This is a genomic window from Anoxybacillus gonensis (genome assembly GCF_001187595.1).
GTDB lineage: Bacteria > Bacillota > Bacilli > Bacillales > Anoxybacillaceae > Anoxybacillus > Anoxybacillus gonensis.
Genome location: NZ_CP012152.1, coordinates 2,486,401 through 2,511,887, shown reverse-complemented (window position 1 = coordinate 2,511,887; position 25,487 = coordinate 2,486,401). Strand labels below are relative to the sequence as shown.

Below are 25,487 nucleotides of genomic sequence, written 5' to 3'. Positions count from 1 at the left end.
GCGCGGTTCTAAGGTCTCTTTTTATTTTTTGCTCTAAAATATATAACAAATGAGTGAAAATGTGCCGATATAAAAGGAGAGCTAATTTACTCTTCCATAAAGATGAGAGGAGAAAAGTTATGGTTGAACAAGTTAATATCGAAACGATTTATTCGAAACGAGAAGGGTTGCCTGTTTTTAAAATGGCAGGCTATTTATTACATAGCAAGTACGATCCAATAAAAGAAGCAGAGGTGTACGTTGAAAAACATTATAAAAAACATCATCTTCACATTTTGTTTGGATACGGAAATGGATATATTGTGCAACAATTTGCAAAAAAGATAACGAGCGATGAATTTCTTCTTGTCGTCGAGCCGAATCGAGCGCTTGAAAAAGATATTCAGAGCACCCATGTAAATAATGAGCGTATAAAAGTGGCCGTGATTGAACATGTCGACGAATTTGAAGCGATTTTACAAGTGTTTATAAAAAGATTTCCGCAAGGTGCTCAATTTATCATTTCGCCAAATTACGATAAAATATACTCGGAACTTTGCAAGCAATGTTTTAAAAAAGCAAAAGATGTTGTTTTTATGGAGAAAATAAATAGGAATACTTTCAATTTTTTTGCGCATGATTGGCAAAAAAATTATTTGTTTAATTTAGTGCATGCATTTGAAGACGAAGGGCTGCAAGTTTTAGAAAAACAGTTTGATGCGCCAGCGATTATCGTTGCTGGCGGACCTTCTTTAACAAAACAGCTGCCTTTATTAGAGCAAGTAAGAGAAAAGGCGCTAATTATTTGTGCAGGTTCTACAATTAATACGCTGCTTGCTCATCATATAAAACCACACATTGTTGTTACAATAGATGGAGGAATAAATAACTATTTGCATTTCGAATCGATCGATATGGACGATATATTTGTTATTTACTCTTTATTAGTTCACCATCAAATTATTGATGAGCATAAAGGAAAACGAGCGTTTTTTATTCCAAACAATATGGACTATGACATGGCGAGCTTAACGACACAACTGTTGAATAAGCATGTTCCATCTGTGCTGTCTGGTGGTTCTGTGGCGAATTTTGCTTTATTTATCGCACATCGCCTGACTTCGGGACCAATTTGTTTAATCGGACAAGATTTAGCTTACACAAACAATCAAACGCATGCTCAACATAACCGTTTTTATCGTGAAATAAGCGAAGAAGATAAAAAGCAACGTGGAATGTTTTATACCGAAGGGTATTTCGGTGATGAGGTTTTGACGGATTATGGATTTTACTCGATGAAAACATCGTTTGAACAGTTTGCTTCTTTTGTTGACGATAGCAACCGTTTATTTAACTGTACAGAAGGTGGCGTACGTTTAGAAGGATATAAGCAAATCCCGTTTAAACAATTTATTGAAAAATATATTCGTTTTGATGACGGGCGAACCGTATTCGTTGACCAATTTGTACAGCCTCAAAAAAGAAGTCAGGAAGAATGGGAAGTGTTTTTAGAGAGAATAGAGAGGGAAATAGAAAAGTATCAAGAGGTTGCTGATATTTGTAAAAAGGCGATTCGTTTGCTAGGTAAAAATCGTTCAAACCAGTATTTTGATGAACATATATTGAAAAAATTAAATAAATATGATCGAAAGCTAGATGAACAACTAAAAACAGGGATTATGCAATATTTATTAATGCCTATTGTATATCATATTTTATGTGAATTTTTGCCGAGTGAAAATGAAACAAAAAAAGAAATGTTCCATCGAGTATATCACCGCTCGAAAGCCTTATATGGAGGAGTGGAAAAGGCAGCTAGCGAAACGGTGTTTTATTTAAGTGAGTTGCGAAAAAGAATAAAAGAAAAAATAGCAAATATGAAAGGGGAATGATGATGAATCAGCTTATTCAAGAGACCCAAGAAACTTTTTTTTCATATTTATTTCGTGTAAAAGATGGTTGTGTAACGATTGCCGAAAAACTAAGGAAAGATAACGTTGGAGAGGCGCTACAGCTACTTGCTCAATTTGTAGAAGGGGCGTCATGGCTTCTTCAAGTTGTACATTTAATGCAAAAGAATGGTTTTGCATTTAGCGTATCAATGGAGGGGCTGAATGAATATTTATATGAGATTAACGAGGGATTGGAAATACAAGATTATGTATTAGTTGCGGATTTGTTTGAATACGAAATTGCGCCATTTATCGACAATATGATCGAAGGACAATTTGTTCAATGTAACGACGTTGAGGGGAATTAAAGTAAGATATAGAAAAAGGTGATAGAAATGTTTGAAAATCAAGTCGTCCTTGTTACTGGCGGTACAGGATCATTTGGGAAAAAATTTGTAAAAACTATATTGGCCTATGATGTAAAAAAAGTTATCATATTCAGTCGGGATGAGTTAAAACAATATGAGATGTCGCAAGAATATAACGATCCTCGCCTCCGTTTTTTTATTGGGGATGTCCGTGACAAAGATCGTTTGTATCGAGCGTTTGATGGGGTAGATATTGTTGTACATGCAGCAGCACTGAAACATGTTGGAGCATGCGAGTATAATCCGTTCGAAGCGATTAAGACGAATATTTACGGAGCGCAAAACGTCATTGAAGCAGCGATCGATCGAGGAGTCAAAAAAGTGATTGCTTTAAGTACGGACAAAGCAGCGGCTCCTATCAATCTCTATGGTGCAACAAAACTTGCATCAGACAAGTTATTTGTGGCTGCGAATTCATATGTTGGATTTAAGGATACGAAGTTTTCAGTAGTTCGCTACGGAAATGTAGTTGGCAGCCGAGGGAGTGTCGTTCCGTTCTTTAAGAAAATGCGCCATACAGGCAAGTTGCCGATTACAGATGAGAGAATGACACGTTTCTGGATCACCCTTGATCAAGGTGTGCAATTTGTGTTAGATAACTTACAACGTATGCGTGGGGGAGAAATTTTTGTTCCGAAAATCCCAAGTATGAGAGTAGTTGATTTAGCCAAGGCGATTGCACCAGAATGTGAAATTGAAATTGTTGGTATCCGTCCGGGAGAGAAGCTTCATGAAGCGATGATTACGGAAGATGATGCTCGCCGTACTTTGGAATTTGACACTTATTATGTTATTCAACCGGAGTTTCCATGGTGGTCTGAAGCGTATGTAGAAGGAGGAAAAACGCTTCCAGATGGATTTAAATATACGAGCGATACGAACACGCAATGGTTAACGGTGGAAGAGTTACGAGAGTTGGTAGATGGAATGTAAAGTAGTTGTTTTCATTTTTCGAGGAGATGATAAGGTGGGGAAGTCAACATCTTGGGAACCGATTCGTCAATCATATTTGCCCTATGGAAAGCAATGGATTGATGAGGAGGACATTGAAGCAGTTGTAGAAGTATTAAAAGGAGATTACTTAACAACCGGTCCGGATATTTCAAAATTTGAACAAGCTGTTGCACAATATGTCGGGGCAAAATATGCTGTTGCTTTTTCGAATGGCACAGCAGCGCTCCATGGTGCTTGTTTTGCGGCGGGGATTGGTCAAGGAGATGAAGTGATCACAACACCGATGACCTTTGCTGCAAGTGCGAATTGTGTGCTTTATCAAGGTGGGATACCTGTTTTTGCGGATATTGATGAGAAAACGTACAATATTGACCCAAATAAAATCGAAGAGAAGATAACGAATAAGACAAAGGCTATCATCCCTGTTGATTTCACAGGTCAACCGGTTGAACTAGACCGTATTTTAGAAATCGCCAGAAAGCATAGCCTTGTCGTCATTGAAGATGCAGCGCATGCGTTAGGAGCGACATATAAGGGTAGAAAAATCGGCTCCATTAGTGATATGACGATGTTCAGCTTTCACCCAGTAAAACATATTACATCGGGTGAAGGTGGTGTGATTACGACGAATAATGAAGAGTATTATGAGAAATTACTACAATTCCGCTCTCATGGGATTACGCGCGATAAGGAAAAACTGAAAGAATATCACGGTCCTTGGTATTATGAAATGCAATTCCTTGGTTATAATTATCGAATGACTGATATTCAAGCAGCGCTAGGGACGAGCCAGCTGAAGAAGATTGATCAATTTATTGCACTTCGTCGAAAATTTGTTGCAATGTATAATGAAGTGTTCAAAGATGTGAATGAAATTATTACGCCATTCCAACATAAAGATGGAGATTCAAGTTGGCACTTATATATGATTCGATTGAAATTGGATAAACTAACAGCGTCAAGACGCGAAATTTTTGAAGCACTTCAACAACAAAACATTGGTGTCAACGTTCACTACATCCCTATTCATTTACAGCCTTATTATCAACAACTGGGTTACAAAAAAGGAATGTGTCCAAATGCTGAAAAATTGTATGAAGAAGTGATTACGTTGCCTTTATTCCCAGCGATGAGTGAAGAAGATGTTAACGATGTAATTCATGCTGTAAAGAGGACGATAGCCTATTACAAAAAATAAGAAGGTGAGAAAGTGAAGGTTGCTGCGATTATCCAAGCGCGTATGGGCTCAACTAGACTTCCGGGGAAAGTATTAAAAAAAGTACTTGATAAAACGTTACTTGAATATCAAATTGAAAGGGTAAAAAGAGCGAAAACGATTGATGAAATAATTATTGCGACAACGACGAAAGAAAGTGATGACCCAATCGTTCAACTTTGTCAGCAACTTTCGATTCCTTACTATCGTGGTTCGGAGGAGGATGTGTTGTCGCGCTATTATGAAGCAGCAACAACATTTGGTGTAGATGTAATCGTTCGTTTAACATCCGATTGTCCAATTATTGATCCGATGGTTATTGATAAAGTGGTTGAACAATATTTGGATAATAGAGATCGATACGATTATGTGTCAAACACATTAACGCGTACATATCCGCGAGGGATGGATACAGAAGTAGTGTCGTATGAAGTGTTAAAAAGAGCTCATGAAGAAGCAAAAGGGTCGGTATATCGAGAGCATGTAACGGCCTATATGTATCATCATCCTGATCAATTCAGACTTTGTAATGTTTCAAACGAGGAGGACGAAAGTAAGCATCGTTGGACAGTGGACACAGAGGAAGATTTTGAATTAATAGAAAAAATCATTAGTAAACTTTATCCAGAAAACACATATTTCAATATGGATGATGTGTTAAAGCTAATTGATAGAAATCCAGCATGGTTTGATATTAACAGTCATGTTGAGCAGAAAAAATTATTTGAATAAAAGTATTTATTAATAGATATCAATGGAGATATGGTGACTATGAAAGCTGTTTTTAGAGTTGATGCTTCTTTTCAAATAGGAACTGGCCATGTTATGCGCTGTTTAACATTGGCTGAGGAATTAAAAGACCGTGGGCATGAGGTTATATTTATTTCAAGAAAACTAAAGGGGCATTTGTGCGATTTAATCAATCAGAGAGGATACCGGGTCTATTGTTTACCATCTCAAAACAAAATAATAAATAATTGTGACACTAAACATGCTCAATGGCTTGAGACAAGTTGGGAGATAGATGCTCATCAAACAATTGAAATTATTGAAAAAAATTTTCATTACGTTGACTGGTTAATTATTGACCACTATGCACTAGATCATAAATGGGAAAATCAATTAATAAATTACAGTAAACATATCATGGTTATTGACGATTTAGCAGATAGAAAGCATTTATGTGATATTCTATTAGATCAAAATTATTATTTAAATTTAGAGGATCGTTATAAATGTTTAGTCCCCTCAAATTGTAAACTACTTTTAGGTCCCGAATATGCATTATTAAGGAATGAGTTTATCGACTTAAGAAAGATTTTAAATAATAAAAAAAATGATGAGATCAAAAATATTTTAGTGTTTTTTGGTGGGAGTGATCCTACAAACGAAACCTTAAAAACTTTACATGCTTTAAATCTATTGGATAATAATAAAATCAATATTGATGTAGTTGTAGGAGCTTCTAATCCCTATAAATATAGAATAAAAGATTATTGTAGTCGTTTTCCTAATATAAACTTTCATTGTGGTATAGACTATATGGCAAAATTAATGAAACAATCGAATTTAGCTATTTGTGCTGGTGGGTCTACTACATGGGAAAGGTATTGTATGGGATTACCAGCCATTTTGATTTCGGTAGCCTATAACCAAATTGAAATATGTCAAGCTTTAAGTAGCCTTGGTATCGATTATTATCTAGGCAAATCAGAAGAAGTTAATGAAAAAGATATTGTAAGTGCCTTATATAAATTCCAAAATAAAGATATAAATTTATCACATGCTTCTATGAAGGCTTTAGAAATAGTAGACGGTTTAGGCAAATATAGAGTAATAAACGAATTATTCAAATTTTAAAGTCTCGGATAACCAAATATATTGTTACATTATATTAAAAAATAAAGATAAATGATCATGAAAAAAGATAGATTGCGAAAACAATACAAAAGCTTTGGAAAAATGAAAGTCTACTAGAGGTAGGTGTCATTATTGCGTTTATTTTTTATAACAGGAGTTTCGCGCGGCTTGGGTTATTCTTTGTTTAAAAAACTATTATTACAAGATAAAGCATTTATTGTCATAATAGGTAGACGGTTTACAGAAGACCAAATACAACTTTCAAAAGTTCACCCAAATAAAATAAAATTAGTAATTTATGATCTTTCACATACTCCGTCTTCTAATCCTTTCGAAAATACATTGAACAAAGAATTTTTTGAGAAATTTAACGAAATCGTTTTTATTAATAATGCTGGAGTTGTTGAACCCATAAAAAGACTAGGAAGAATTGAAGATGATGAAATGATTTTTAAACATATTAATATAAACTATGCTTCAGTTGTATATATATTAAACGTAATTCTAAAAAACAAGCCGAGGAATATGCCGATGAAAATTCTTAATATTACATCTGGAGCTGCGGAACGGTCGATTCCTGGTTGGAGTCTCTATTGTTCATCTAAAAAAGCAATTAAGACTTTTTTAGATGTTTTGAAAGATGAATATAAACAGATAACAGTATTTCATATTGACCCTGGAGTAATGGACACAGGTATGCAAGAGGTAATTAGGAAAAGTGATAAAGAAGACTTTCCATTACTCGAAACATTCCAATCTTACAAAAAATTAGGACAATTAAAATCCCCAGATGAGGTTGCGATTGATATTTTGAAAGGGTATCTAAAATGAAAATAGGTATTTTATCTGATATTCATGGAAATTATCACGCACTAGATACCGTGCTTAAACATGCTAGTAAGATTGGGATTGAATATTTTTTTGTGCTAGGTGATCTAATAGGATATTATTATCAGCCAGAAATGGTTGTCAGATATATTAGAAAATTACCATGTACAATTATAAAAGGAAATCATGAGAGAATGTTAAAAAAGATTCTTAATAAAGAGATTGATATTAATACAGTTAGAATGAAATATGGATATGGACATGAACTCGCTTTAGAAAAACTAAGCAGTGAAGAAATAGATTGGTTGATAGGTTTGCCTGATGAGGAAGAAGTAAACATTGATGGCATTAGTTTTAAATTGTGTCATGGTTCACCCTTAAGTCCGGATGAATATGTATATCCTGACTGTTCTCAAGAAAAATTGAATCAATATCTAGCTTCAAATCACGATTGTGTATTTATAGGTCATTCACATTATCCATTCACCTATAGTTATAATGGCAGATTATTAGTGAATGTTGGTTCTGTAGGACAAAGCAGAGACATTGGTGGTTTAGCTTGTTGGGGAATCTTTAATACAGATAATAGTGTGTATATATCACATAGAACACCTTATAACATAAGTAAATTAATAGAAGATATTGAACGATATGACTATGAAAATGATTATCTTAAATCTATTCTAACACGGAATAGACTAGACAACTTTTAAGGAGGCAAATAGAGTATTAATGTATTTAAACTCCGTTCTTATTACAGGTTGTGCAGGAGATATTGGCTTAGGGATATCAACTATATTAAGAGAAATTCCTTGGATTAATAGAATATATGGTACCGATATAAATGACCAATTTCCTGCAGAATATTTTTATGATACATTTTTTAAAGTACCTAGAGTAACCCAAGCTGACTATATAGAAGTAATAAGTGATTTGGTAAAAAAACACAATGTAGAATTAATTATTCCAGTATCTGAGCCTGAACTTAGATTTTTTTATATAAACAATATAAAAAAAATTAATGGTGTCCCGTTATTAATGCCTAGCTTTAATATCATGGAAATAGGTTTTGATAAACTTCATACAGCAAATTACTTAAGGGAAAATGGATATCCTTTTCCATGGACTGTGGAGGTATCTGAGGGAAACCCACTGGAAATTCCATGTATAATTAAAAGTAGAGATGGATCTGGTAGTAAAACAGTTAATATCGTTCGAGATGATAATCTCTCTTTTTACAAAAATAATAATAATTATAAAAATTTTATTTTCCAAGAGTTACTCTTACCAGACGATGAAGAATATACGTGTGGTGTTTTTCGTACAAAAAAAGGTATTAGTCGAACAATTATTTTCAAAAGAGTATTAGCTGGAGGGAGAACAGGTTACGCGGAAGTTGTGAAAAACGATACAATTGAAAAATTACTTATTAGTTTATCAAAAAATATAAATTTTCAAGGAAGTGTTAATTTTCAGTTAAGAATGACTAAAAAGGGTCCGATTATTTTTGAGATAAATCCAAGATTTTCAAGTACAGTAGTATTCAGACATAAGTTAGGCTTTAAAGATGTACAATGGGCTATTCTTGATTTATTTAATGAATTAAAAGAGGAACATTTGCGTATACCAAATAATATCGTAGGAAAGAAGATTTTTAGAGCAGATAAAGAAATAATATTTTAATGGGGAGAACTTAGGAATGGATTTTAAAGTGATGGATAAATTTATAGGTCCAAACCATAAGCCGTTTATTATTGCGGAAATGTCTGGGAACCATAATCAATCCTTAGAACGTGCTTTAGCGATTGTTGAAGCAGCTGCTAAGGCTGGAGCACACGCGTTAAAGATTCAAACATATACAGCGGATACAATGACATTGAATTTGGAAAATCCTGAATTTAAAATTGAAGATAGCGATAGTTTATGGAAGGGGAATACGTTATATCAGCTATACCAACAAGCCTATACTCCTTGGGAATGGCACAAACCTATTTTTGATCGTGCCCGAGAATTAGGAATGATTCCTTTTAGCACCCCTTTCGATGAAACAGCAGTAGACTTTTTAGAAGAATTAGATGTACCAATGTATAAGATTGCATCTTTTGAAAATAATGATATTCCACTTATTAAGAAAGTTGCTTCAACAGGTAAACCAATGATTATTTCAACGGGAATGGCAACCGTAGCTGAATTGGATGAAACTGTTCGAGCAGCGAGAGAAGCAGGTTGTAAGGATCTAGTTCTTTTGAAATGTACAAGCACCTATCCAGCCTCTCCTGAAAATACAAATATATTAACCATTCCGCATATGAGGGAATTATTTGACTGTCAAGTCGGTTTATCCGATCACACGATGGGAGTAGGGGTTGCAGTTGCCAGTGTTGCGTTAGGAGCGACGGTCATTGAAAAGCATTTCACATTATCAAGAGCAGATGGTGGGGTAGATTCTGCGTTTTCAATGGAACCTGACGAAATGAAAGCTCTTGTAGTAGAGACGGAAAGAGCATGGCAGGCATTAGGGGAAGTAAAGTATGGTCCAATGGAGAAGGAGAAAGCATCATTGAAATTTAGAAGATCGATTTATGTGGCGCAAGACATAAAAGAAGGAGAATTGTTTACGAGAGAGAACATTAAAATTATTCGTCCCGGATATGGATTACCCCCAAAATATTATGATTTAGTCATCGGAAAAACGGCTAAGAAGGATGTAAAAAAAGGAACTCCATTAAGTTGGGACATGTTGTTATAAAACTGCCTTAGATACATGCATACAAATAGAATGACGCACAAAGAATACTTCCTAATTTTATAACAAAAGAAGGTGTCCCGCTATTTTAGGGGACACCTTTTTATTATTTGAATAATTTTAGTGTTTCCTCCACGTTTCGATTTATATGTGAAATAAGTAAGTGATCACCTTTTTGGCGAATGGTAATGCTAATGTAGTTCATCATCTCACGAGCTACATCTGTATCTCTTAGTAAAGATTCGGATGTAAGCAAGTTGCTCTCTTTCAACATGGCGTGGTTTAAATGGTGTTCAATCGCTTCATAATCGGATCCAACATTTGTTACATGTTGCGTGACTTGGACAAGAGCACGATCAACTTTTGTAATCAATTGTTCTGCGTCTTGTTGTGTTAATAAGGTTACGCCGTTTAAGCCGAGCCTGCTTGTGCTTATGTCGACTAAATCAACAGCAATCGTTTGTCCGGGATTACCTCCGACTTGAAGGAGTAAAGGCCTGTTTTCACCAAGAATCTTTTTCGTATTAAACTCTAATTTTTCTGCTGTATCGTCAATCGCTTGTAGCAATTGATCGAGCTCTTTTTGGCTTGCTATACGATCCGATGTGTTTAAAGTATCATTTGCACTTTGCACAGCTAATTCTCTTATTCGATGTAAAAGACTGTTGACATTCATGAGCCCTTCTTCAGCAGATTTGAGTACAGAAAGCCCATCTTGCATATTGCGCTGTGATTGCTCTAGTCCTCTAATTTGTGCTCTTAACGTTTCAGAAATACTTAGCCCAGCTGCATCTTCACTCGCCCGATAAATCTTCATCCCTGAAGAAAGTTTGTTTAGTGTTCTTTCGACTATCGCATTATTGCGCTGATATCGATTCATAGAAAAGGCGATCAATGCGTTATTTTGTACTTTCATCTTTATCACCTCGCTCCCTTTTCTTCTCAATCTTATATATCGACTTTTTTTAGGTTAAGTAAATACTGCTATTTAAAAAATTTTCAGTAAAGCCGATATAAATGATAAGGAAATGTACGAGGGGGACGGAGGTTATGAAAATTACAAATTCAACCATTTTGAATGATGCATCTATGCCGCACTCTAAAGAAAATTTGAATGTGATGAAAAATATACTGGAAAATGAAAACAAACAGAGTGTTCAATTATCCAAAAAGACGATAGAAGGTGCAGTTGATGCGTTGAACAAATTTTTTGATGTACATCATCGTGCTGTTCAATTTGTCATTCATGAAGAGCTTGAACAATATTATGTGCAAGTGATCGATACGGAAACAAAAGAAGTGATTCGCGAAATTCCTCCAAAAAAGTTGTTAGATGCTTTTTATACGATGCAAAAATTTTTAGGCATGATTATTGATGAGAAAATTTAGAAAGGGGCTATGATACAATGTCAACGATGAGAATAGGCGGTTTAGCAAGTGGAATGGATATTGATAAAATTGTCGGAGATTTAATGAAAGCGGAACGTATCCCATTAAACAGATTATATCAAAAGAAGCAAGTTTTTGAATGGCAAAGAGATGCATATCGGGATGTGAATAAAAAACTAGCGGATTTTGACACATATTTGTCTAATCATTTTATGTTATCAAGCAATTTATATAAAAAGACGGCGATTTCTTCGAATGAATCAGCAGTAAGTGTAAAAGCCTTATCTAGTTCTTATGATTCTACAAATACGATTGAGGTTGCTCGTTTGGCGAAAGCTGCAACAGGTGTATCTGCAGAAGTGAGCGATTATACGTCTGAGGCAACGTTAGCAGATCTAGGTCTTACAGGAGATACAACAGTTACAATTTTTGCTCTTCAAGCTAATGGAACTTATAAACAAGAAGATATTGCTTTTAAGACGACTGATAAAGTATCGGATGTTGTGAAAAAACTGAACCAATCCAGCTTAAACATTAATGCTGTTTTTGATGAGAAGTCTAAGAAACTAGGGATTTCTACACGTACAACAGGTACTCTGGATACGGACATTAATAAAGCAGAGGTTTATGTTCAATCAGCGACGGGAGAAGATATTTTTAGCACGATTTTTGGGTTTCAAAAAACAGCTAAAGATGAATCTGGAACTGTAGATGTGATTACATTGGCAGATGGAGGTGAAAATGCTTCATTCACGTTAAATGGATTAGAAATGGAAAGACAAACGAATACATTTACAATTAACGGTATAGAGTACACATTAAAAGCTGTGACTACGGCACCTGTGACGGTCACTTCTTCTATAGATATTGACGGGATGATTGGAAAGATAGAGGAATTTGTTAATAAATACAACGAGCTAATAACTTCCCTAAATGATAAAATAAGAGAGAAAAAATATCGAGATTATCCGCCTCTAACAGAGGAACAGAAAAAAGAAATGTCTGAGAAACAAATTGAGCTTTGGGAAGAAAAGGCGAAAAGTGGATTACTTCGTGGCGATTCGATTATTTCAAGTACTTTATCGCAGCTGCGTCGTGATTTGTATGGAAAAGTAGATGGGCTCGGAAGTGATGTCGTTGATACGATTTTTGAATTAGGGATTACTACAACGAATAACATTGTTAATAATGGAGTGCTCACTATTGATAAAGAGAAATTGAGAAAAGCACTTGAAACCGATCCGGATAAAGTGGTTAAAACGTTCACGCAGATAGGGAGTATAACGAAAGATTCAGGCACAAATCAAGTTGTTTCCGATACGCGAGGGATTGTGCAACGTCTTCGTGATACAGTGAAGAAAACGATTGTTAACATTGAAAAAAAGGCAGGAAAGCCGACATATACAGAAAATCAGTATTCCCTCGGCGTTCAGTTAAAAAATGTGGATAAGCAGATTTTCGATTTTCAACGTCGGTTGCAAGATATTGAAACACGTTATTGGAGACAGTTTTCAATGATGGAGAAAGCTATTTCAAAAGGGAATCAGCAATCAGCATGGTTGATGGGACAGTTTGGCGGGGGAATGTCATAAGGAATGATATAAAAAATTAGGTAGGTGATTGTAAGCATGGCAACGGAACAGGCACATCGTGCTTATCAACAAAATAGTGTGAGTACAGCTTCTCCGGGTGAGCTAACGCTTATGCTTTATAATGGTTGCCTTAAATTTTTAAATAAGGCAAAAGAGGCAATACACGAAAATCGTATAAATGAACGAAATGAAAATTTACAAAAAGCCCAAAAAATTATTCAAGAGCTTATGGTGACGCTAAATCAAGAGTATGAAATAGCTAAACAAATGATGATTATGTATGAGTATATGCATTATCGTTTAATACAAGCGAATATAAAAAATGATGTTTTGATGGTGGAAGAAGTGGAAAATTTGGTCATGGAGTTCCGTGATACGTGGAAAGAAGTAATCAGGTTGAATCGTCAAAAAAATTTCAAAGGAGATCAAGCGTAAATGGATGCGATTGATCGGCTTTTTTCTTGTTCGGAGACTTTATTGAATGTTTTGCAGCATGAGAATGACGATCGAGATGGGAAGGTTCAACATGTTTTGCAATTAATCGATGAACGAGAAAAAATCATTGAAGAGATAAAGAAGAAAAACGGCTATCAGTTAAAAGATCACCCGAAAGCTAGGAAATTTGTAGAGATGGAAAACAATATTCAAAAAGAAATGCATCGTTTATACGAAGAAATAAGAAGTGACTTAAAGAAATGGACTGAGAAAAAGAAATTACAGAAAATGTATATAAACTTGTTTGAACAAGTAGAAATAAGTGATGGACGGTTTTATGACAAAAAACAATAAATAGCTAGTGAGCTTTGAAAAATTAGGGACGGGTAGAAATATCCGTCTTTTTTGTTCATCAAAGCCGTCTCCACAATATGTTTTGGATAGTCTCTAAACATGTTTGTTGATATGGATAAGGTTGGCTATCCTGTTCATCATTTTTTCACAAAAAATGTGACGATTGAGAAGGAGTTTTGTAGGGAATTGTAGAAATAAGTAATCAACCTTTCATAAAAGGAGGAACAGCGTATGAAATACAACATTCGCGGAGAAAACATCGAGGTTACACAAGCGATTCGAGAGTATGTTGAGAAAAAAATTGGGAAATTAGAACGTTATTTTGAAACGACTGAAGGAGTTACTGTTCACGTTAATTTAAAGGTATATAACGATAAACAATCGAAAATTGAAGTAACGATCCCAATGCCACAAATTGTATTGCGTGCGGAAGAGCGCCATGACGATATGTATGCGGCAATTGATTTGGTCGTCGATAAACTCGAACGCCAAATTCGTAAACATAAAACGAAAGTGAACCGAAAAATGCGTGAAAAAGAAGCAAACGGTTTGACACTTACGACAACCGCTCCTGTCGCAACAGAAGAGCATGAGGAAGAAGAATTTGAAGTTGTACGTACGAAGCGTTTCAGTTTAAAGCCGATGGATAGCGAAGAAGCCATTTTGCAAATGAATATGCTTGGCCATAACTTTTACGTCTTTATTAACGCGGAAACAAACCGCACAAACGTTGTTTACAAACGAAAAGATGGTAAATACGGCTTAATTGAAGCGAACTAATCCTATCCACCCTCTGTCGACGAAAGACAGAGGGTGGTATAATGTGAAAGGAGGTGAAAAAAGGTGGAAGCAATCTTACGTGAAATTTTAGGGAAGTTGACAAGTATTGAAAGTCATTTTCTGCAGTTTCAACAAGAAGTGCGCGAAAGATTTGCGCAGATTGATGAGAGATTTCAGCAAATTGATGAGCGTTTTGCTCAAATTGACGAACGATTCGCCCAAATCGATGAAAGATTTAAACAAATTGATGAAAGATTTGCTCAGATCGATGAAAGATTTAAGCAAGTTGATGAAAGATTTAAGCAAGTTGATGAAAGATTTGCTCAGATTGACAAACGGTTTGCGCAAATTGATGAACGTTTTGCTAACATGGAAAGCCGGTTAGATGCGCTTGAACAAGAAATGAAAGAAACGAATGAGCGTATCAGTCGCCTTGAGGAAGAGATGTGCGATGTCAAGAAACGTCTCGAGCATGTGGAAACACAACTAAGCGACGTAAAAGAAACGGTGCAACGTTTAGAAATTCAACTAGCCGACGATGTGCGCACATTACTGCAAAACATTTACAAAAAGATTGACGAAAAAGGATTTGAAATTTACGCCCTCAACAAGCGCTTACTCAGAGTCGAAGCCTCCATCGAACAACTACAATCGCAAGTGTAATCCAGCGAAGAAGCTGGTTTTTTTCTTTTTTCCCACATGTTCTCTTTTTCCGTATGAGTTGTCACCTTTTCTTGTAAGTGATATGATGGTAATTAGCGACTATATAAGCAAGGGGCGTTTTTGTATGCTTGGAATGTTAAAAAAAGTGTTTGATCCGAATAAACGGCAAATTGCGCGATTAGAAAAAATTGCGAATGAAATTGATGCGCTCGGTCCGCAAATGGCGCAGCTTTCTGATGACGAATTGCGTCAAAAAACAGAACAATTTAAAGCTCGTCTTGAAAAAGGTGAAACGCTCGATGATCTGCTTGTCGAAGCGTTTGCGGTCGTTCGCGAAGCAGCAAAGCGCGTGCTTGGCATGTATCCGTATAAAGTGCAATTAATGGGGGGCATCGCGCTTCATGAAGGCAACATTGCTGAAATGAAGACAGGGGAAGGAAAAACGTTAACCGCAACGATGCCTGTCTATTTAAATGCATTAACAGGAAAAGGCGTCCATGTCGTGACGGTAAACGAATACTTAGCAAGCCGCGACGCACACGAAATGGGCAGATTGTATCAGTTTTTAGGTTTATCTGTCGGACTAAATTTAAGCAATATGTCGCGCGAAGAAAAACAAGCGGCTTACAACGCTGATATTACATATGGAACGAATAACGAATTTGGTTTCGACTATTTGCGCGATAACATGGTGTTATATAAAGAACATATGGTGCAACGTCCGCTTCATTATGCGATTATTGACGAAGTCGACTCCATTTTAATTGACGAAGCACGTACACCGCTCATTATTTCAGGGACAGCGCAAAAGTCTACAAAATTGTACATTCAAGCGAATGCGTTCGTCCGCACATTAAAACGAGATGTCGATTATACGTACGATGAAAAAACGAAAAGTGTGCAGCTTACTGAAGAAGGAATGAACAAAGCAGAGCGTGCGTTTGGAATCGACAACTTATTCGATTTAAAACATGTGACGTTAAACCATCATATTAACCAAGCGTTGCGTGCGCACGTTGTCATGCAGCGCGACGTCGATTACGTCGTTGAGGACGGAAAAATCGTCATCGTTGACCCGTTTACAGGTCGTCTCATGCGTGGACGCCGATATAGCGATGGTCTTCATCAAGCGATCGAAGCAAAAGAAGGACTTGAGATTCAAAATGAATCAATGACGCTTGCGACGATTACGTTCCAAAACTATTTCCGTATGTATGAGAAGCTTGCTGGTATGACGGGAACAGCGAAAACAGAAGAAGAAGAATTCCGCAACATTTACAATATGCAAGTGATCGTCATTCCGACAAATAAACCGGTCATTCGTGATGATCGTCCAGATTTAATTTATCGCACGATGGAAGGAAAGTTTCGTGCGGTTGTCGAGGATATTGCGGAACGTCACGCGAAAGGACAACCTGTTCTTGTCGGTACAGTGTCGATTGAAACGTCTGAATTGTTGTCAAGCATGTTAACGAAGCGCGGTATTCGTCATAACGTATTAAATGCGAAAAACCACGCGAAAGAGGCAGAAATTATCGCTCAAGCAGGTCAAAAAGGTGCGGTAACGATTGCGACGAACATGGCAGGACGCGGAACGGACATTAAACTTGGCGAAGGGGTGCGTGAGCTTGGCGGTTTAGCGGTCATCGGGACAGAACGTCACGAAAGCCGCCGCATTGATAATCAGCTGCGCGGTCGTTCTGGTCGTCAAGGAGATCCGGGGGTATCGCAATTTTACTTGTCGCTTGAAGATGAACTGATGCGCCGCTTCGGTTCGGAAAATATGATGGCGATGATGGATCGTTTAGGCATGGACGATTCACAGCCAATTCAAAGTAAAATCGTTTCAAAAGCAGTCGAGTCGGCACAAAAACGTGTCGAAGGAAACAACTTTGATGCACGTAAACAACTATTGCAGTACGACGACGTATTGCGTGAACAACGTGAAATTATTTATCGCCAACGTTTCCAAGTGCTTGATTCGGAAAACTTGCGCGATATTGTTGAAAAAATGATTCAGTCGGTCATCGAGCGCGTCGTACGTACGCATACGCCAGAAGATGAAATGCCAGAAGAATGGAATGTGCAAGCGATTGTTGATTATGTGCAAGCGAACCTTCTTTCTGAAGGGGATGTGACGATCAACGACTTGCGTGGTAAAGATCCAGAAGAAATGATTGAACTCATTTGGAATAAAGTGCGCGCACGTTACGATGAAAAAGAAAGCCGCATTCCAGCCGAGCAAATGCGCGAGTTTGAGCGCGTCATCGTCTTGCGTGCCGTCGATATGAAATGGATGGAACATATTGATGCGATGGAACAGTTGCGCCAAGGTATTCATTTGCGTGCGTACGGTCAAATTGATCCGTTGCGTGAATATCAAATGGAAGGATATGCGATGTTTGAAGCGATGATCGCTTCTATTGAAGAAGAAGTCGCACGTTACATTATGAAAGCAGAAATTGAAAACAACCTTGAGCGGCAAGAAGTGGCGAAAGGTGAGGCGGTTCATCCGAAAGAAGGCGAAGAAGTGAAGCGCAAGCCGGTGAAAAAAGCAGTAGAAGTTGGTCGAAATGATCCGTGCCCATGCGGAAGCGGGAAAAAATATAAACATTGTTGCGGACGATAAGTGAGGGGATTTCCCTCGCTTTCGTTATGTTGCGTTCGTGATGACGTTTGAATACAATAATGGTTGAGGTGAATGACATGATCGATTTAGTAGAAATTAAGCAAGAGCTTGAGAAAATGGCTAAGCGATTAGCGGATATTAGGGGGTCTCTTTGACCTCGAAACGAAAGAAGCGCGCATTGAACAGCTAGAAGCACAAATGGCCACCCCTAATTTTTGGGACGATCAAAAAGCTGCCCAAGCGGTCATTAGTGAAGCAAATGCGCTGAAAGATTTAGTTGGTGAGTTTCGTTCGCTTGAAGAGCGATTTGAAAATTTAGAAGTGACGTACGAGCTTGTCAAAGAAGAGCCAGACGAAGAATTGCAAAAAGAGCTCGTGTCTGAGGCGAAAAAATTATCGAAAGACTTTAGTGAATTTGAACTGCAATTGTTGTTAAACGAACCGTACGATAAAAATAACGCCATTTTAGAACTTCATCCTGGCGCAGGTGGAACGGAGTCACAAGATTGGGCATCGATGTTGTTGCGCATGTATACGCGCTGGGCGGAGAAAAAAGGGTATAAAGTAGAAACGCTCGATTATTTACCGGGTGAGGAAGCAGGAATTAAAAGTGTCACGTTGCTAATTAAAGGGCATAATGCATACGGATATTTAAAAGCGGAAAAAGGCGTCCATCGCCTCGTGCGCATTTCACCGTTCGACGCTTCTGGTCGCCGTCATACATCGTTCGTTTCGTGTGAAGTTGTACCTGAATTTGATGACAACATTGAAATTGACGTACGTCCAGATGAAATCAAAGTCGATACGTATCGTTCGAGCGGTGCCGGCGGTCAGCACGTCAATACGACAGATTCGGCGGTACGCATTACACATATTCCAACAGGCATTGTCGTCACATGCCAATCGGAACGTTCGCAAATTAAAAACCGCGAAAAAGCGATGAATATGTTAAAGGCGAAGTTGTATCAAAAGAAGTTAGAGGAACAACAGGCGGAGCTCGCAGAAATTCGCGGCGAACAAAAGGAAATTGGCTGGGGAAGCCAAATTCGTTCTTACGTGTTTCATCCGTACTCGCTTGTAAAAGATCATCGAACAAATACTGAAGTCGGAAATGTGCAAGCAGTGATGGACGGAGAAATTGATGTCTTTATCGACGCATATTTACGCTCAAAATTAAAACAAGGATAAGGTGTCCGACATGGGCACCTTTTTATTATTGACGACTAAAACAGAGAGTGATAATTTGGACATAACGAAAGGAGGGAATGACATGGCAGTAGACAAAAAAGTGCTCCATGGGATGATTGAACAGTTAAGTGAATCCGATCGACAGTTAGCCTATGAATTTTTATTGCATTTACTGCAAAGAGCAAAAGGACATCATCAATGGTGGGATGAACTGGAAGAAGTAAGTGAAGAAGAAGCATTGTTAACAGAGCAAGAAAAACGCCAGTTACAAGGGGATGAAGGATATGTGACCGGTGGTGATGCAAAACGTGAATTTGGCTTACAAATTGATTTACCGTAAGGAAGCGGTAAAGTTTCTTGCTAAGCAAGAGAAAGAAGTACAAGAACGGATAGCTATAGCGTTAAAAGGATTGCTTCACATTCCTCCTCAAGGAGACATTAAAAAAATGAGAGGACACCAAGGTTTGTACCGTTTACGTGTTGGCACATACCGCATTCTTTTCCGCATTGATCACCACGAGCAAATGATTTACATCGAGGCCATTGGAAATCGAGGAGATGTATATTGACTTCACTATATTAAATCATTATTGCGTTAATTCGATGTCATTTACTTCCTATATCGGGCATGCTATACTCACAAAGGAAGGTGAGAGGCATGCGAAAAAGAAGCAACATAACAAATCCATTTGTTGAAAAAGTGCTAGAATACGTATATATTCTTGTCGGCTCGGCCGTTGTGGCCGTTGCGTTCAATTTATTTTTACTTCCGAATCGTGTCGCATCAGGTGGGGTAAGCGGCATCAGTACGATTTTACATGCGACGCTCGGTTGGCAGCCAGCGTACGTACAATGGGCGCTTAACATTCCATTATTTATTGCAGGTGTGCTATTGCTCGGAAAGCAGTTTGGTGTAAAAACGTTAGTTGGTACTGCCTTTTTACCGTTTGTCGTGTATTTGACACGTGATGTGGCACCAGCAACGCATGATCCATTGCTTGGGGCATTATTTGGCGGCATTGGCGTCGGCGTAGGATTAGGCATTGTTTTTCGTGGTCGCGCATCGACAGGGGGAACCGATTTAGCTGCTCAAATTATTCATAAATATACAGGGTTATCGTTAGGGACGTGCGTCATTTTAATTGATGGCTTAATTGTGTTAACAGCGGCGTTTGTGTTTGATTTAGAACGGGCGCTATATGCATTAATTGCGTTATTTGTGACGAGTAAAACAATTGACTTTGTTCAAGTTGGTTTCGGCAATTCAAAAATGGCGATGATTATTACAACGAAAGAAGAACAAGTGCGAGAAGCGATTTTGCATAAAATTGACCGCGGTGTGACAAAACTACATGCATACGGCGGATATACAGAAAAAGAGCGCACGATGCTCATGTGCGTTGTGGCACAAAGTGAGTTCACAAAATTGAAACAATTAGTGAAAACCATTGATCCGTCTGCATTTGTCGTCGTTATGGATGCGGCGGAAGTGCTTGGTGAAGGATTTAAACGTGCCTAACGTAAAAACGATGCGATATAATAGAAGTGTATGAAAATGTTGACAAGGGGGATTTCGTATGAAGAAAAAGCTACTTAGCTTATTTGCTGGCACAGCAATCGTGTTAGCTGCCTGTGGCGGAGGGGATAGCGCGAGCGAAAAACCAGCAAATGGTGGCGGGGACACAGCTTCAGCCGCAGAAGCCGTTTACAAAAAATCATGTGCAAGCTGTCACGGACAAAATTTAGAAGGTGGCGTTGGTCCTGCACTTGATAAAGTAGGCGGAAAATATTCACAAGACGAAATTAAAAATATTATCGCAAACGGTCGCGGCGGTATGCCAGGTGGTTTAATCCAAGGTGACGATGTTGATAAAGTAGCGGAATGGTTAGCAGCGAAAAAGTAAGAGGATGCCAATGGGAGCATCCTCTTTTCGTTTGTAACACTCTTGAAATATAACTGTAAATAAAATTCGCCCCCTTTTTGTCGGAAATGATGATATAATGGACGAGGTAAGAATTTTGCAGGAATATGTAGAAAAACATCGAATACTTAGGTGGTTGCTTATGATTGAAATGCAAGATGTATATAAAACGTATCCGAACGGAGTGATCGCATTAAACGGAATTTCCGTTCGTATTAAGCAAGGAGAATTTGTATATGTCGTCGGTCCGAGCGGTGCTGGGAAATCGACGTTTATTAAAATGATGTATCGCGAAGAAAAACCGACAAGCGGAAAAATTATGATTAACGGCGTGAACTTAGCGAATATCAAAGACAGCAAAGTACCATTGCTTCGCCGAAACATCGGCATTGTCTTTCAAGACTTCAAGCTTCTCCCAAAGTTAACGGTATATGAAAACGTGGCGTTTGCTTTGGAAGTCATTGAAGAATCGCCAAAAAACATTCGCAAGCGCGTTATGGAAGTGCTTGACTTAGTGCGGTTAAAACATAAAGCGCGCTTTTATCCAAACGAATTATCGGGCGGAGAACAGCAGCGCGTGTCGATTGCCCGTTCGATCGTCAACAATCCGTCGATTGTCATTGCCGACGAGCCGACAGGAAATTTAGATCCGGATACATCGTGGGAAATCATGGACATTTTTGAGCGCATTAACGATCGGGGAACGACGATTGTGATGGCAACGCATAACCGTGAAATTGTCAATACGATTCGTAAGCGCGTTATTGCGATTGAACGCGGGAAAATTGCGCGCGATGAAGTGAAGGGGGAATATGGCTATGAAACTTAACACCCTTCGCCGTCATTTCCGTGAAAGTTTAAAAAGTCTCGGACGAAACGGTTGGATGACGTTTGCGTCCATTAGTGCTGTCACGGTGACGCTTTTGCTTGTCGGTGTATTTCTCGTCATTATGCTCAATATTCAACATATAACGAAACAAATTGAGCGCGACGTCGAAATTCGTGTGCACGTCGATTTAAGTGCGACAGAAGCAGATAAAGATGCGCTCAGAGCGAAGTTAGAAGCTCTTTCTGGCGTCGAAAAAGTAACATATTCATCGAAAGACGAAGAATTGCAAAAGTTGATTGAAAGTTTTGGAGAAGACGGAAAGTCATTCCGTTTATTTGAACAAGATAACCCGTTAAGCGATGTATTTATCGTGAAAGCGAAAAATCCGCTTGATACAGAAAAAATCGCAAAGCAAATTGAACCGTTGCCATCTGTCGGCAAAGTGAAATACGGAAAAGGGCAAATTGAAAAACTATTTGCCGCAACGAAAACGATTCGCAATGTCGGATTAGCGCTTATTATCGGGTTGTTATTTACAGCGATGTTTCTCATCTCGAACACAATTAAAATTACGATTTTTGCCCGCCGTCGCGAAATCGAGATTATGAGATTAGTAGGTGCGACAAATGGGTTTATTCGCTGGCCGTTTTTCCTTGAAGGACTATGGCTTGGCATTTTCGGTTCAGTCATTCCGATCATTATCGTTCTTTCCGCTTACTCGTACGTATTTGATTTATTGTATCCAAAGTTGAAAGATACATTTTTTCAACTTCTCCCATTTTATCCGTTTGCATGGCAGTTGGCAGCTGTGCTCGTTTTATTAGGAGCGTGCATCGGCATGTGGGGAAGCATGATGTCAGTGAGACGATTTTTAAAAGTATAGAAAGAGAGAGGGATTTACGGTGCGAAACAGATGGGGAACGATCGTTGCAGCTGTAATGCTGTTTACAAGTGTCGCAGCGCCTGCATATGCAGTAACAAATCGCGACATTCAACAAAAGAAGCAAGAAATTAAAAGTGTGCAACAAAAACAATCATCGCTTGAAAGTAAATTAGAGCAGTCGCAACAAGAAATTGAACGGTTAAAAGCAGAACAAGAAAAAGTGAATGCGGAAATCAAAAAGCTCGATTTGGCGGTAGAAGAAACGAGCGCCAACATTCGGGCGAAACAACAAAGCATAGAGGAAACGAAGCAACAAATCGTTGCGCTGAAAAAAGAAATTGAAGAAGTCGCTGCTCGCATTGAACAGCGTAACGAATTGCTGAAAGAGCGCGCGCGTTCATTGCAAGAAAGCGGCGGTGTCGTGAGCTATTTAGACGTGTTGCTTGGAGCGAAAAGTTTTAGCGACTTTATCGACCGCATGAGCGCAGTTGCGACTATTTTTGAAGCAGATCGTCAAATCATTAAAGAGCAAGAAGCAGATAAGGCGTTAAAAGAAGCGAAGGAACAACAATTAAACGATCAGTTAGTCAGCTTGCAAAAGCAGCTAACTGAGCTTCAACAATTAAAACAGACGTTAAACAAGCAAATCGCAGAAAAAGAAAAATTAATGGCGCAGTTAAAAGAAGAGCAAAAACATGAAGAAGAAAAACAACTCGCTTTAGAAGAAGAAAAAGAGTTGCTTGAAAAACAAGAAGCGGCGATGAAAAATCAATTGCAAGAAATGATTCGCCGGCAAAAAGAGCAAGAAGAAGCACGGAAACGCTCATTATCGAGCCGCGGTTCGTCTGGAAGCGATGGGGGAAGTTTGCCTCCTGTAACAGACGGGGCGTTTATGCGTCCAGCAAACGGTCCAATTACATCGACATTTGGACCTCGTTGGGGTGAATTCCATTACGGCATTGACATTGGCAAACGCGGCGCTAGCGTCCCTGTCGTTGCAGCAGCTGACGGTTACGTGTATCGCTCATATTATTCATCAAGCTATGGAAACGTTATTTTTATCATGCATTACATTGATGGACAAGTATATACGACAGTATATGCTCATTTAGAATCACGTCTTGTTGGCGAAGGACAAAACGTCAGCAAAGGACAAATGATCGGCTATATGGGGAACACAGGTCGTTCGTTCGGTGCGCACTTGCATTTTGAGTTGCATCGCGGTCCTTGGAATGCATCGAAATCAAATGCAGTAGACCCTCTAAAATATGTTCCATTCTAAAGCACAGCTTGTTTGCTGTGCTTTTACGTATTGGTTGAGAAAATGACACGATCGGTGTAAAATAAATACATCTTTATCATAGTTATGAACTGTACAAGCTATTCATATAATGAAAACAAACAGGCATCGCACACGGTGTGATGCCTTTCATGTATCGAAGGGTGAGGAGGCAAACGATGAACAAAAAAACAATCGCAGCACTAATGGCTTTATCGATGTTGTTCGGTTCAGGTGTGACGTATGTCGGCATGCAGTCGCTTTCTTCCGATACGTCAACGATGACGATCGATATTCCAACGACAACGGAGAAAACGACGGACGAACAGCTTCAAAAAATTGAACAAGCATACAGCATGATTAAACAAAAATACGTTCATGACGTCGATGACAAACAGCTCATTGACGGAGCGATTCAAGGAATGATTGCGACGTTAAAAGATCCGTATTCCGTTTATATGGATAAAGAAACAGCGGAACGATTTAACGAGTCGCTCGACTCTTCTTTTGAAGGAATCGGAGCGGAAGTAAGCATGGTTGACGGCAAAGTGACGATCGTTGCGCCGTTTAAAGGATCGCCTGCAGAAAAAGCCGGGCTTCGTCCGAACGATCAAATTATTAAAGTGAATGGTGAAAGTTTAGAAGGGCTTGATTTATATGAAGCGGTATTAAAAATTCGCGGGAAAAAAGGAACGGTCGCTCGCTTAGAAGTCGTTCGACCGGGAGTAAGCGGCGTATTGACGATTGAAGTTGTGCGCGATGAAATTCCGATTGAGACGGTATATGCATCCACCAAACAAGCAAACGGCAAGCAAATTGGCTATATTGAAATTACATCGTTTGCGGAAAAAACGGCGGAAGATTTTAAAAAGAAGTTAGCGGAATTTGAGGAAAAAGGCATTGCGGGGCTGATCATTGATGTACGTGGCAATCCGGGCGGCTACTTGCAAAGTGTGGAAGACATTTTAAAAGAGCTTGTGACAAAAGAAAAACCGTATGTACAAATTGAAGAGCGCGACGGCGATAAACAACAGTTTTTCTCAAATATGACAAAGAAAAAACCATATCCTATTGTCGTGTTGATCGATAACGGAAGTGCATCGGCATCGGAAATTTTAGCGGCGGCGTTAAAAGAAGCGGGAGGTTATATGCTCGTTGGTGAAAAGACGTTTGGAAAAGGAACAGTTCAACAAGCATTGCCGATGAATGACGGAAGCCATATAAAATTAACGTTATACAAATGGTTGACGCCAAATGGAAACTGGATTCATGAAAAGGGAATTCAACCGGATGTTCAAGTGAAACAGCCTGACTTTTTCTATGCGCATCCGCTTCAAATCGACAAACCTTTAGCATATGACATGAATAACGAACAAGTGAAAAGCGCGCAACAAATGTTAAAAGGTCTCGGTTTTGATCCAGGACGTGAAGACGGCTACTTTAGCAAACAAACAGAACAGGCCGTTCAAGCGTTCCAAAAAGCAAACGGCTTACAAGCGACAGGAAAAATTGATAAGCAAACAGCGAATATGTTGCAAACAAAAGTGATGGAAGCGGTTCGCGACGAACGATACGACGAACAATTGAAAAAAGCGTTACAACTCATTGGAAAATAAACAAAATCCCCCTCGCCTTTATAGG

Annotated in this window: 27 protein-coding genes; 26 read left to right on the top strand and 1 reads right to left on the bottom strand. The window is 38.5% G+C overall.

All coding sequences use genetic code 11. The features are described 5' to 3' along the window. Positions 1-119 precede the first annotated feature (119 nt). The 10 genes from AFK25_RS13195 (at position 120) to pseI (ending at position 9,906) form a co-directional block, all read left to right on the top strand. Positions 120-1,871: a motility associated factor glycosyltransferase family protein gene (locus AFK25_RS13195; RefSeq protein ID WP_049720907.1), complete on the top strand. Its 1,752-nt coding sequence runs from the start codon at positions 120-122 to the stop codon at positions 1,869-1,871. After that, positions 1,868-2,239 (top strand): hypothetical protein, encoded by a 372-nt coding sequence (locus AFK25_RS13190; protein ID WP_238148393.1) that lies wholly within the window; start codon positions 1,868-1,870, stop codon positions 2,237-2,239. Before AFK25_RS13195 ends, AFK25_RS13190 begins: the two co-directional genes overlap by 4 nt. Before the next feature lie 27 nt (positions 2,240-2,266). After that, positions 2,267-3,232, top strand: coding sequence for a UDP-N-acetylglucosamine 4,6-dehydratase (inverting) (gene pseB / locus AFK25_RS13185; RefSeq protein WP_019417503.1), 966 nt, complete (start codon positions 2,267-2,269; stop codon positions 3,230-3,232). A 34-nt stretch (positions 3,233-3,266) separates the two neighbouring features. Beyond that, entirely contained in the window at positions 3,267-4,451 is a 1,185-nt protein-coding gene (gene pseC, locus AFK25_RS13180; RefSeq protein WP_035066148.1) for a UDP-4-amino-4,6-dideoxy-N-acetyl-beta-L-altrosamine transaminase, read from the top strand. Positions 4,452-4,463: 12 nt separating this feature from the next. Further along, entirely contained in the window at positions 4,464-5,201 is a 738-nt protein-coding gene (locus tag AFK25_RS13175) for a cytidylyltransferase domain-containing protein (protein WP_035066151.1), read from the top strand. Positions 5,202-5,240: 39 nt separating this feature from the next. Then, positions 5,241-6,329, top strand: coding sequence for a UDP-2,4-diacetamido-2,4,6-trideoxy-beta-L-altropyranose hydrolase (pseG, locus tag AFK25_RS13170; RefSeq protein WP_049720906.1), 1,089 nt, complete (start codon positions 5,241-5,243; stop codon positions 6,327-6,329). Positions 6,330-6,461: 132 nt separating this feature from the next. Next, on the top strand, positions 6,462-7,160 hold the full coding sequence (locus tag AFK25_RS13165; RefSeq protein ID WP_049720905.1) for an SDR family NAD(P)-dependent oxidoreductase: 699 nt from the start codon (positions 6,462-6,464) through the stop codon (positions 7,158-7,160). Beyond that, positions 7,157-7,870 (top strand): metallophosphoesterase family protein, encoded by a 714-nt coding sequence (locus tag AFK25_RS13160; protein ID WP_035066155.1) that lies wholly within the window; start codon positions 7,157-7,159, stop codon positions 7,868-7,870. The genes AFK25_RS13165 and AFK25_RS13160 overlap by 4 nt, the downstream gene beginning before the upstream one ends. A gap of 19 nt (positions 7,871-7,889) precedes the next feature. Further along, entirely contained in the window at positions 7,890-8,840 is a 951-nt protein-coding gene (locus AFK25_RS13155; protein ID WP_049720904.1) for an ATP-grasp domain-containing protein, read from the top strand. Positions 8,841-8,856: 16 nt separating this feature from the next. After that, positions 8,857-9,906: a pseudaminic acid synthase gene (gene pseI / locus AFK25_RS13150; RefSeq protein ID WP_035066158.1), complete on the top strand. Its 1,050-nt coding sequence runs from the start codon at positions 8,857-8,859 to the stop codon at positions 9,904-9,906. A gap of 103 nt (positions 9,907-10,009) precedes the next feature. On the opposite strand, the gene AFK25_RS13145 is transcribed toward pseI, so the two are convergent. Further along, positions 10,010-10,819 carry a flagellin N-terminal helical domain-containing protein gene (locus AFK25_RS13145; RefSeq protein ID WP_019417497.1) on the bottom strand — a complete coding sequence of 270 codons (810 nt, stop codon included), beginning with the start codon at positions 10,817-10,819 and terminating at the stop codon, positions 10,010-10,012. 134 nt (positions 10,820-10,953) lie between these two features. Here AFK25_RS13145 and AFK25_RS13140 point away from each other — a divergent pair, with 134 nt between their 5' ends. The 16 genes from AFK25_RS13140 to AFK25_RS13065 all read left to right on the top strand — a co-directional run bounded on the left by AFK25_RS13140 (position 10,954) and on the right by AFK25_RS13065 (position 25,462). Then, positions 10,954-11,292: a flagellar protein FlaG gene (locus AFK25_RS13140; RefSeq protein WP_019417496.1), complete on the top strand. Its 339-nt coding sequence runs from the start codon at positions 10,954-10,956 to the stop codon at positions 11,290-11,292. 17 nt (positions 11,293-11,309) lie between these two features. Beyond that, entirely contained in the window at positions 11,310-12,884 is a 1,575-nt protein-coding gene (locus tag AFK25_RS13135) for a flagellar hook-associated protein 2 (RefSeq protein ID WP_035066161.1), read from the top strand. A gap of 36 nt (positions 12,885-12,920) precedes the next feature. Then, entirely contained in the window at positions 12,921-13,319 is a 399-nt protein-coding gene (gene fliS / locus AFK25_RS13130; RefSeq protein ID WP_019417494.1) for a flagellar export chaperone FliS, read from the top strand. Continuing rightward, on the top strand, positions 13,320-13,673 hold the full coding sequence (fliT, locus tag AFK25_RS13125; RefSeq protein WP_019417493.1) for a flagellar protein FliT: 354 nt from the start codon (positions 13,320-13,322) through the stop codon (positions 13,671-13,673). Positions 13,674-13,904: 231 nt separating this feature from the next. Then, entirely contained in the window at positions 13,905-14,453 is a 549-nt protein-coding gene (hpf, locus tag AFK25_RS13120) for a ribosome hibernation-promoting factor, HPF/YfiA family (RefSeq protein WP_009362402.1), read from the top strand. Between the two features lie 63 nt (positions 14,454-14,516). Beyond that, positions 14,517-15,116, top strand: coding sequence for a hypothetical protein (locus tag AFK25_RS13115; protein ID WP_035066164.1), 600 nt, complete (start codon positions 14,517-14,519; stop codon positions 15,114-15,116). A gap of 124 nt (positions 15,117-15,240) precedes the next feature. Then, the gene (gene secA / locus AFK25_RS13110) at positions 15,241-17,745 is read left to right on the top strand and encodes a preprotein translocase subunit SecA (protein WP_009362400.1); all 2,505 of its coding nucleotides are present in this window, start codon (positions 15,241-15,243) and stop codon (positions 17,743-17,745) included. 80 nt (positions 17,746-17,825) lie between these two features. Continuing rightward, positions 17,826-18,933, top strand: a protein-coding gene (gene prfB, locus AFK25_RS13105) for a peptide chain release factor 2 (RefSeq protein ID WP_128713022.1) whose coding sequence is annotated in 2 segments (ribosomal slippage) — positions 17,826-17,897 and positions 17,899-18,933 — 1,107 coding nt in all. Because the reading frame shifts where the segments join, the coding sequence is not laid out codon by codon here. Between the two features lie 82 nt (positions 18,934-19,015). Continuing rightward, positions 19,016-19,273, top strand: coding sequence for a hypothetical protein (locus tag AFK25_RS13100; RefSeq protein ID WP_035066184.1), 258 nt, complete (start codon positions 19,016-19,018; stop codon positions 19,271-19,273). Then, positions 19,242-19,502, top strand: coding sequence for a type II toxin-antitoxin system RelE family toxin (locus AFK25_RS13095; RefSeq protein ID WP_020424541.1), 261 nt, complete (start codon positions 19,242-19,244; stop codon positions 19,500-19,502). Before AFK25_RS13100 ends, AFK25_RS13095 begins: the two co-directional genes overlap by 32 nt. A gap of 89 nt (positions 19,503-19,591) precedes the next feature. Further along, entirely contained in the window at positions 19,592-20,452 is an 861-nt protein-coding gene (locus AFK25_RS13090) for a YitT family protein (RefSeq protein WP_035066187.1), read from the top strand. 58 nt (positions 20,453-20,510) lie between these two features. Beyond that, positions 20,511-20,837 (top strand): cytochrome c551, encoded by a 327-nt coding sequence (cccB, locus tag AFK25_RS13085; protein WP_009362325.1) that lies wholly within the window; start codon positions 20,511-20,513, stop codon positions 20,835-20,837. A 160-nt stretch (positions 20,838-20,997) separates the two neighbouring features. Further along, complete coding sequence (ftsE, locus tag AFK25_RS13080; protein WP_009362324.1) at positions 20,998-21,684, top strand: cell division ATP-binding protein FtsE; 687 nt, start codon at positions 20,998-21,000, stop codon at positions 21,682-21,684. Further along, a complete protein-coding gene (gene ftsX / locus AFK25_RS13075; protein WP_035066190.1) occupies positions 21,674-22,567 on the top strand; it encodes a permease-like cell division protein FtsX in 894 nt (297 codons plus the stop codon). Before ftsE ends, ftsX begins: the two co-directional genes overlap by 11 nt. A gap of 19 nt (positions 22,568-22,586) precedes the next feature. Next, positions 22,587-23,849 carry a murein hydrolase activator EnvC family protein gene (locus tag AFK25_RS13070; RefSeq protein ID WP_035066193.1) on the top strand — a complete coding sequence of 421 codons (1,263 nt, stop codon included), beginning with the start codon at positions 22,587-22,589 and terminating at the stop codon, positions 23,847-23,849. Positions 23,850-24,025: 176 nt separating this feature from the next. After that, on the top strand, positions 24,026-25,462 hold the full coding sequence (locus AFK25_RS13065) for a S41 family peptidase (protein WP_035066194.1): 1,437 nt from the start codon (positions 24,026-24,028) through the stop codon (positions 25,460-25,462). Positions 25,463-25,487 lie beyond the last annotated feature (25 nt).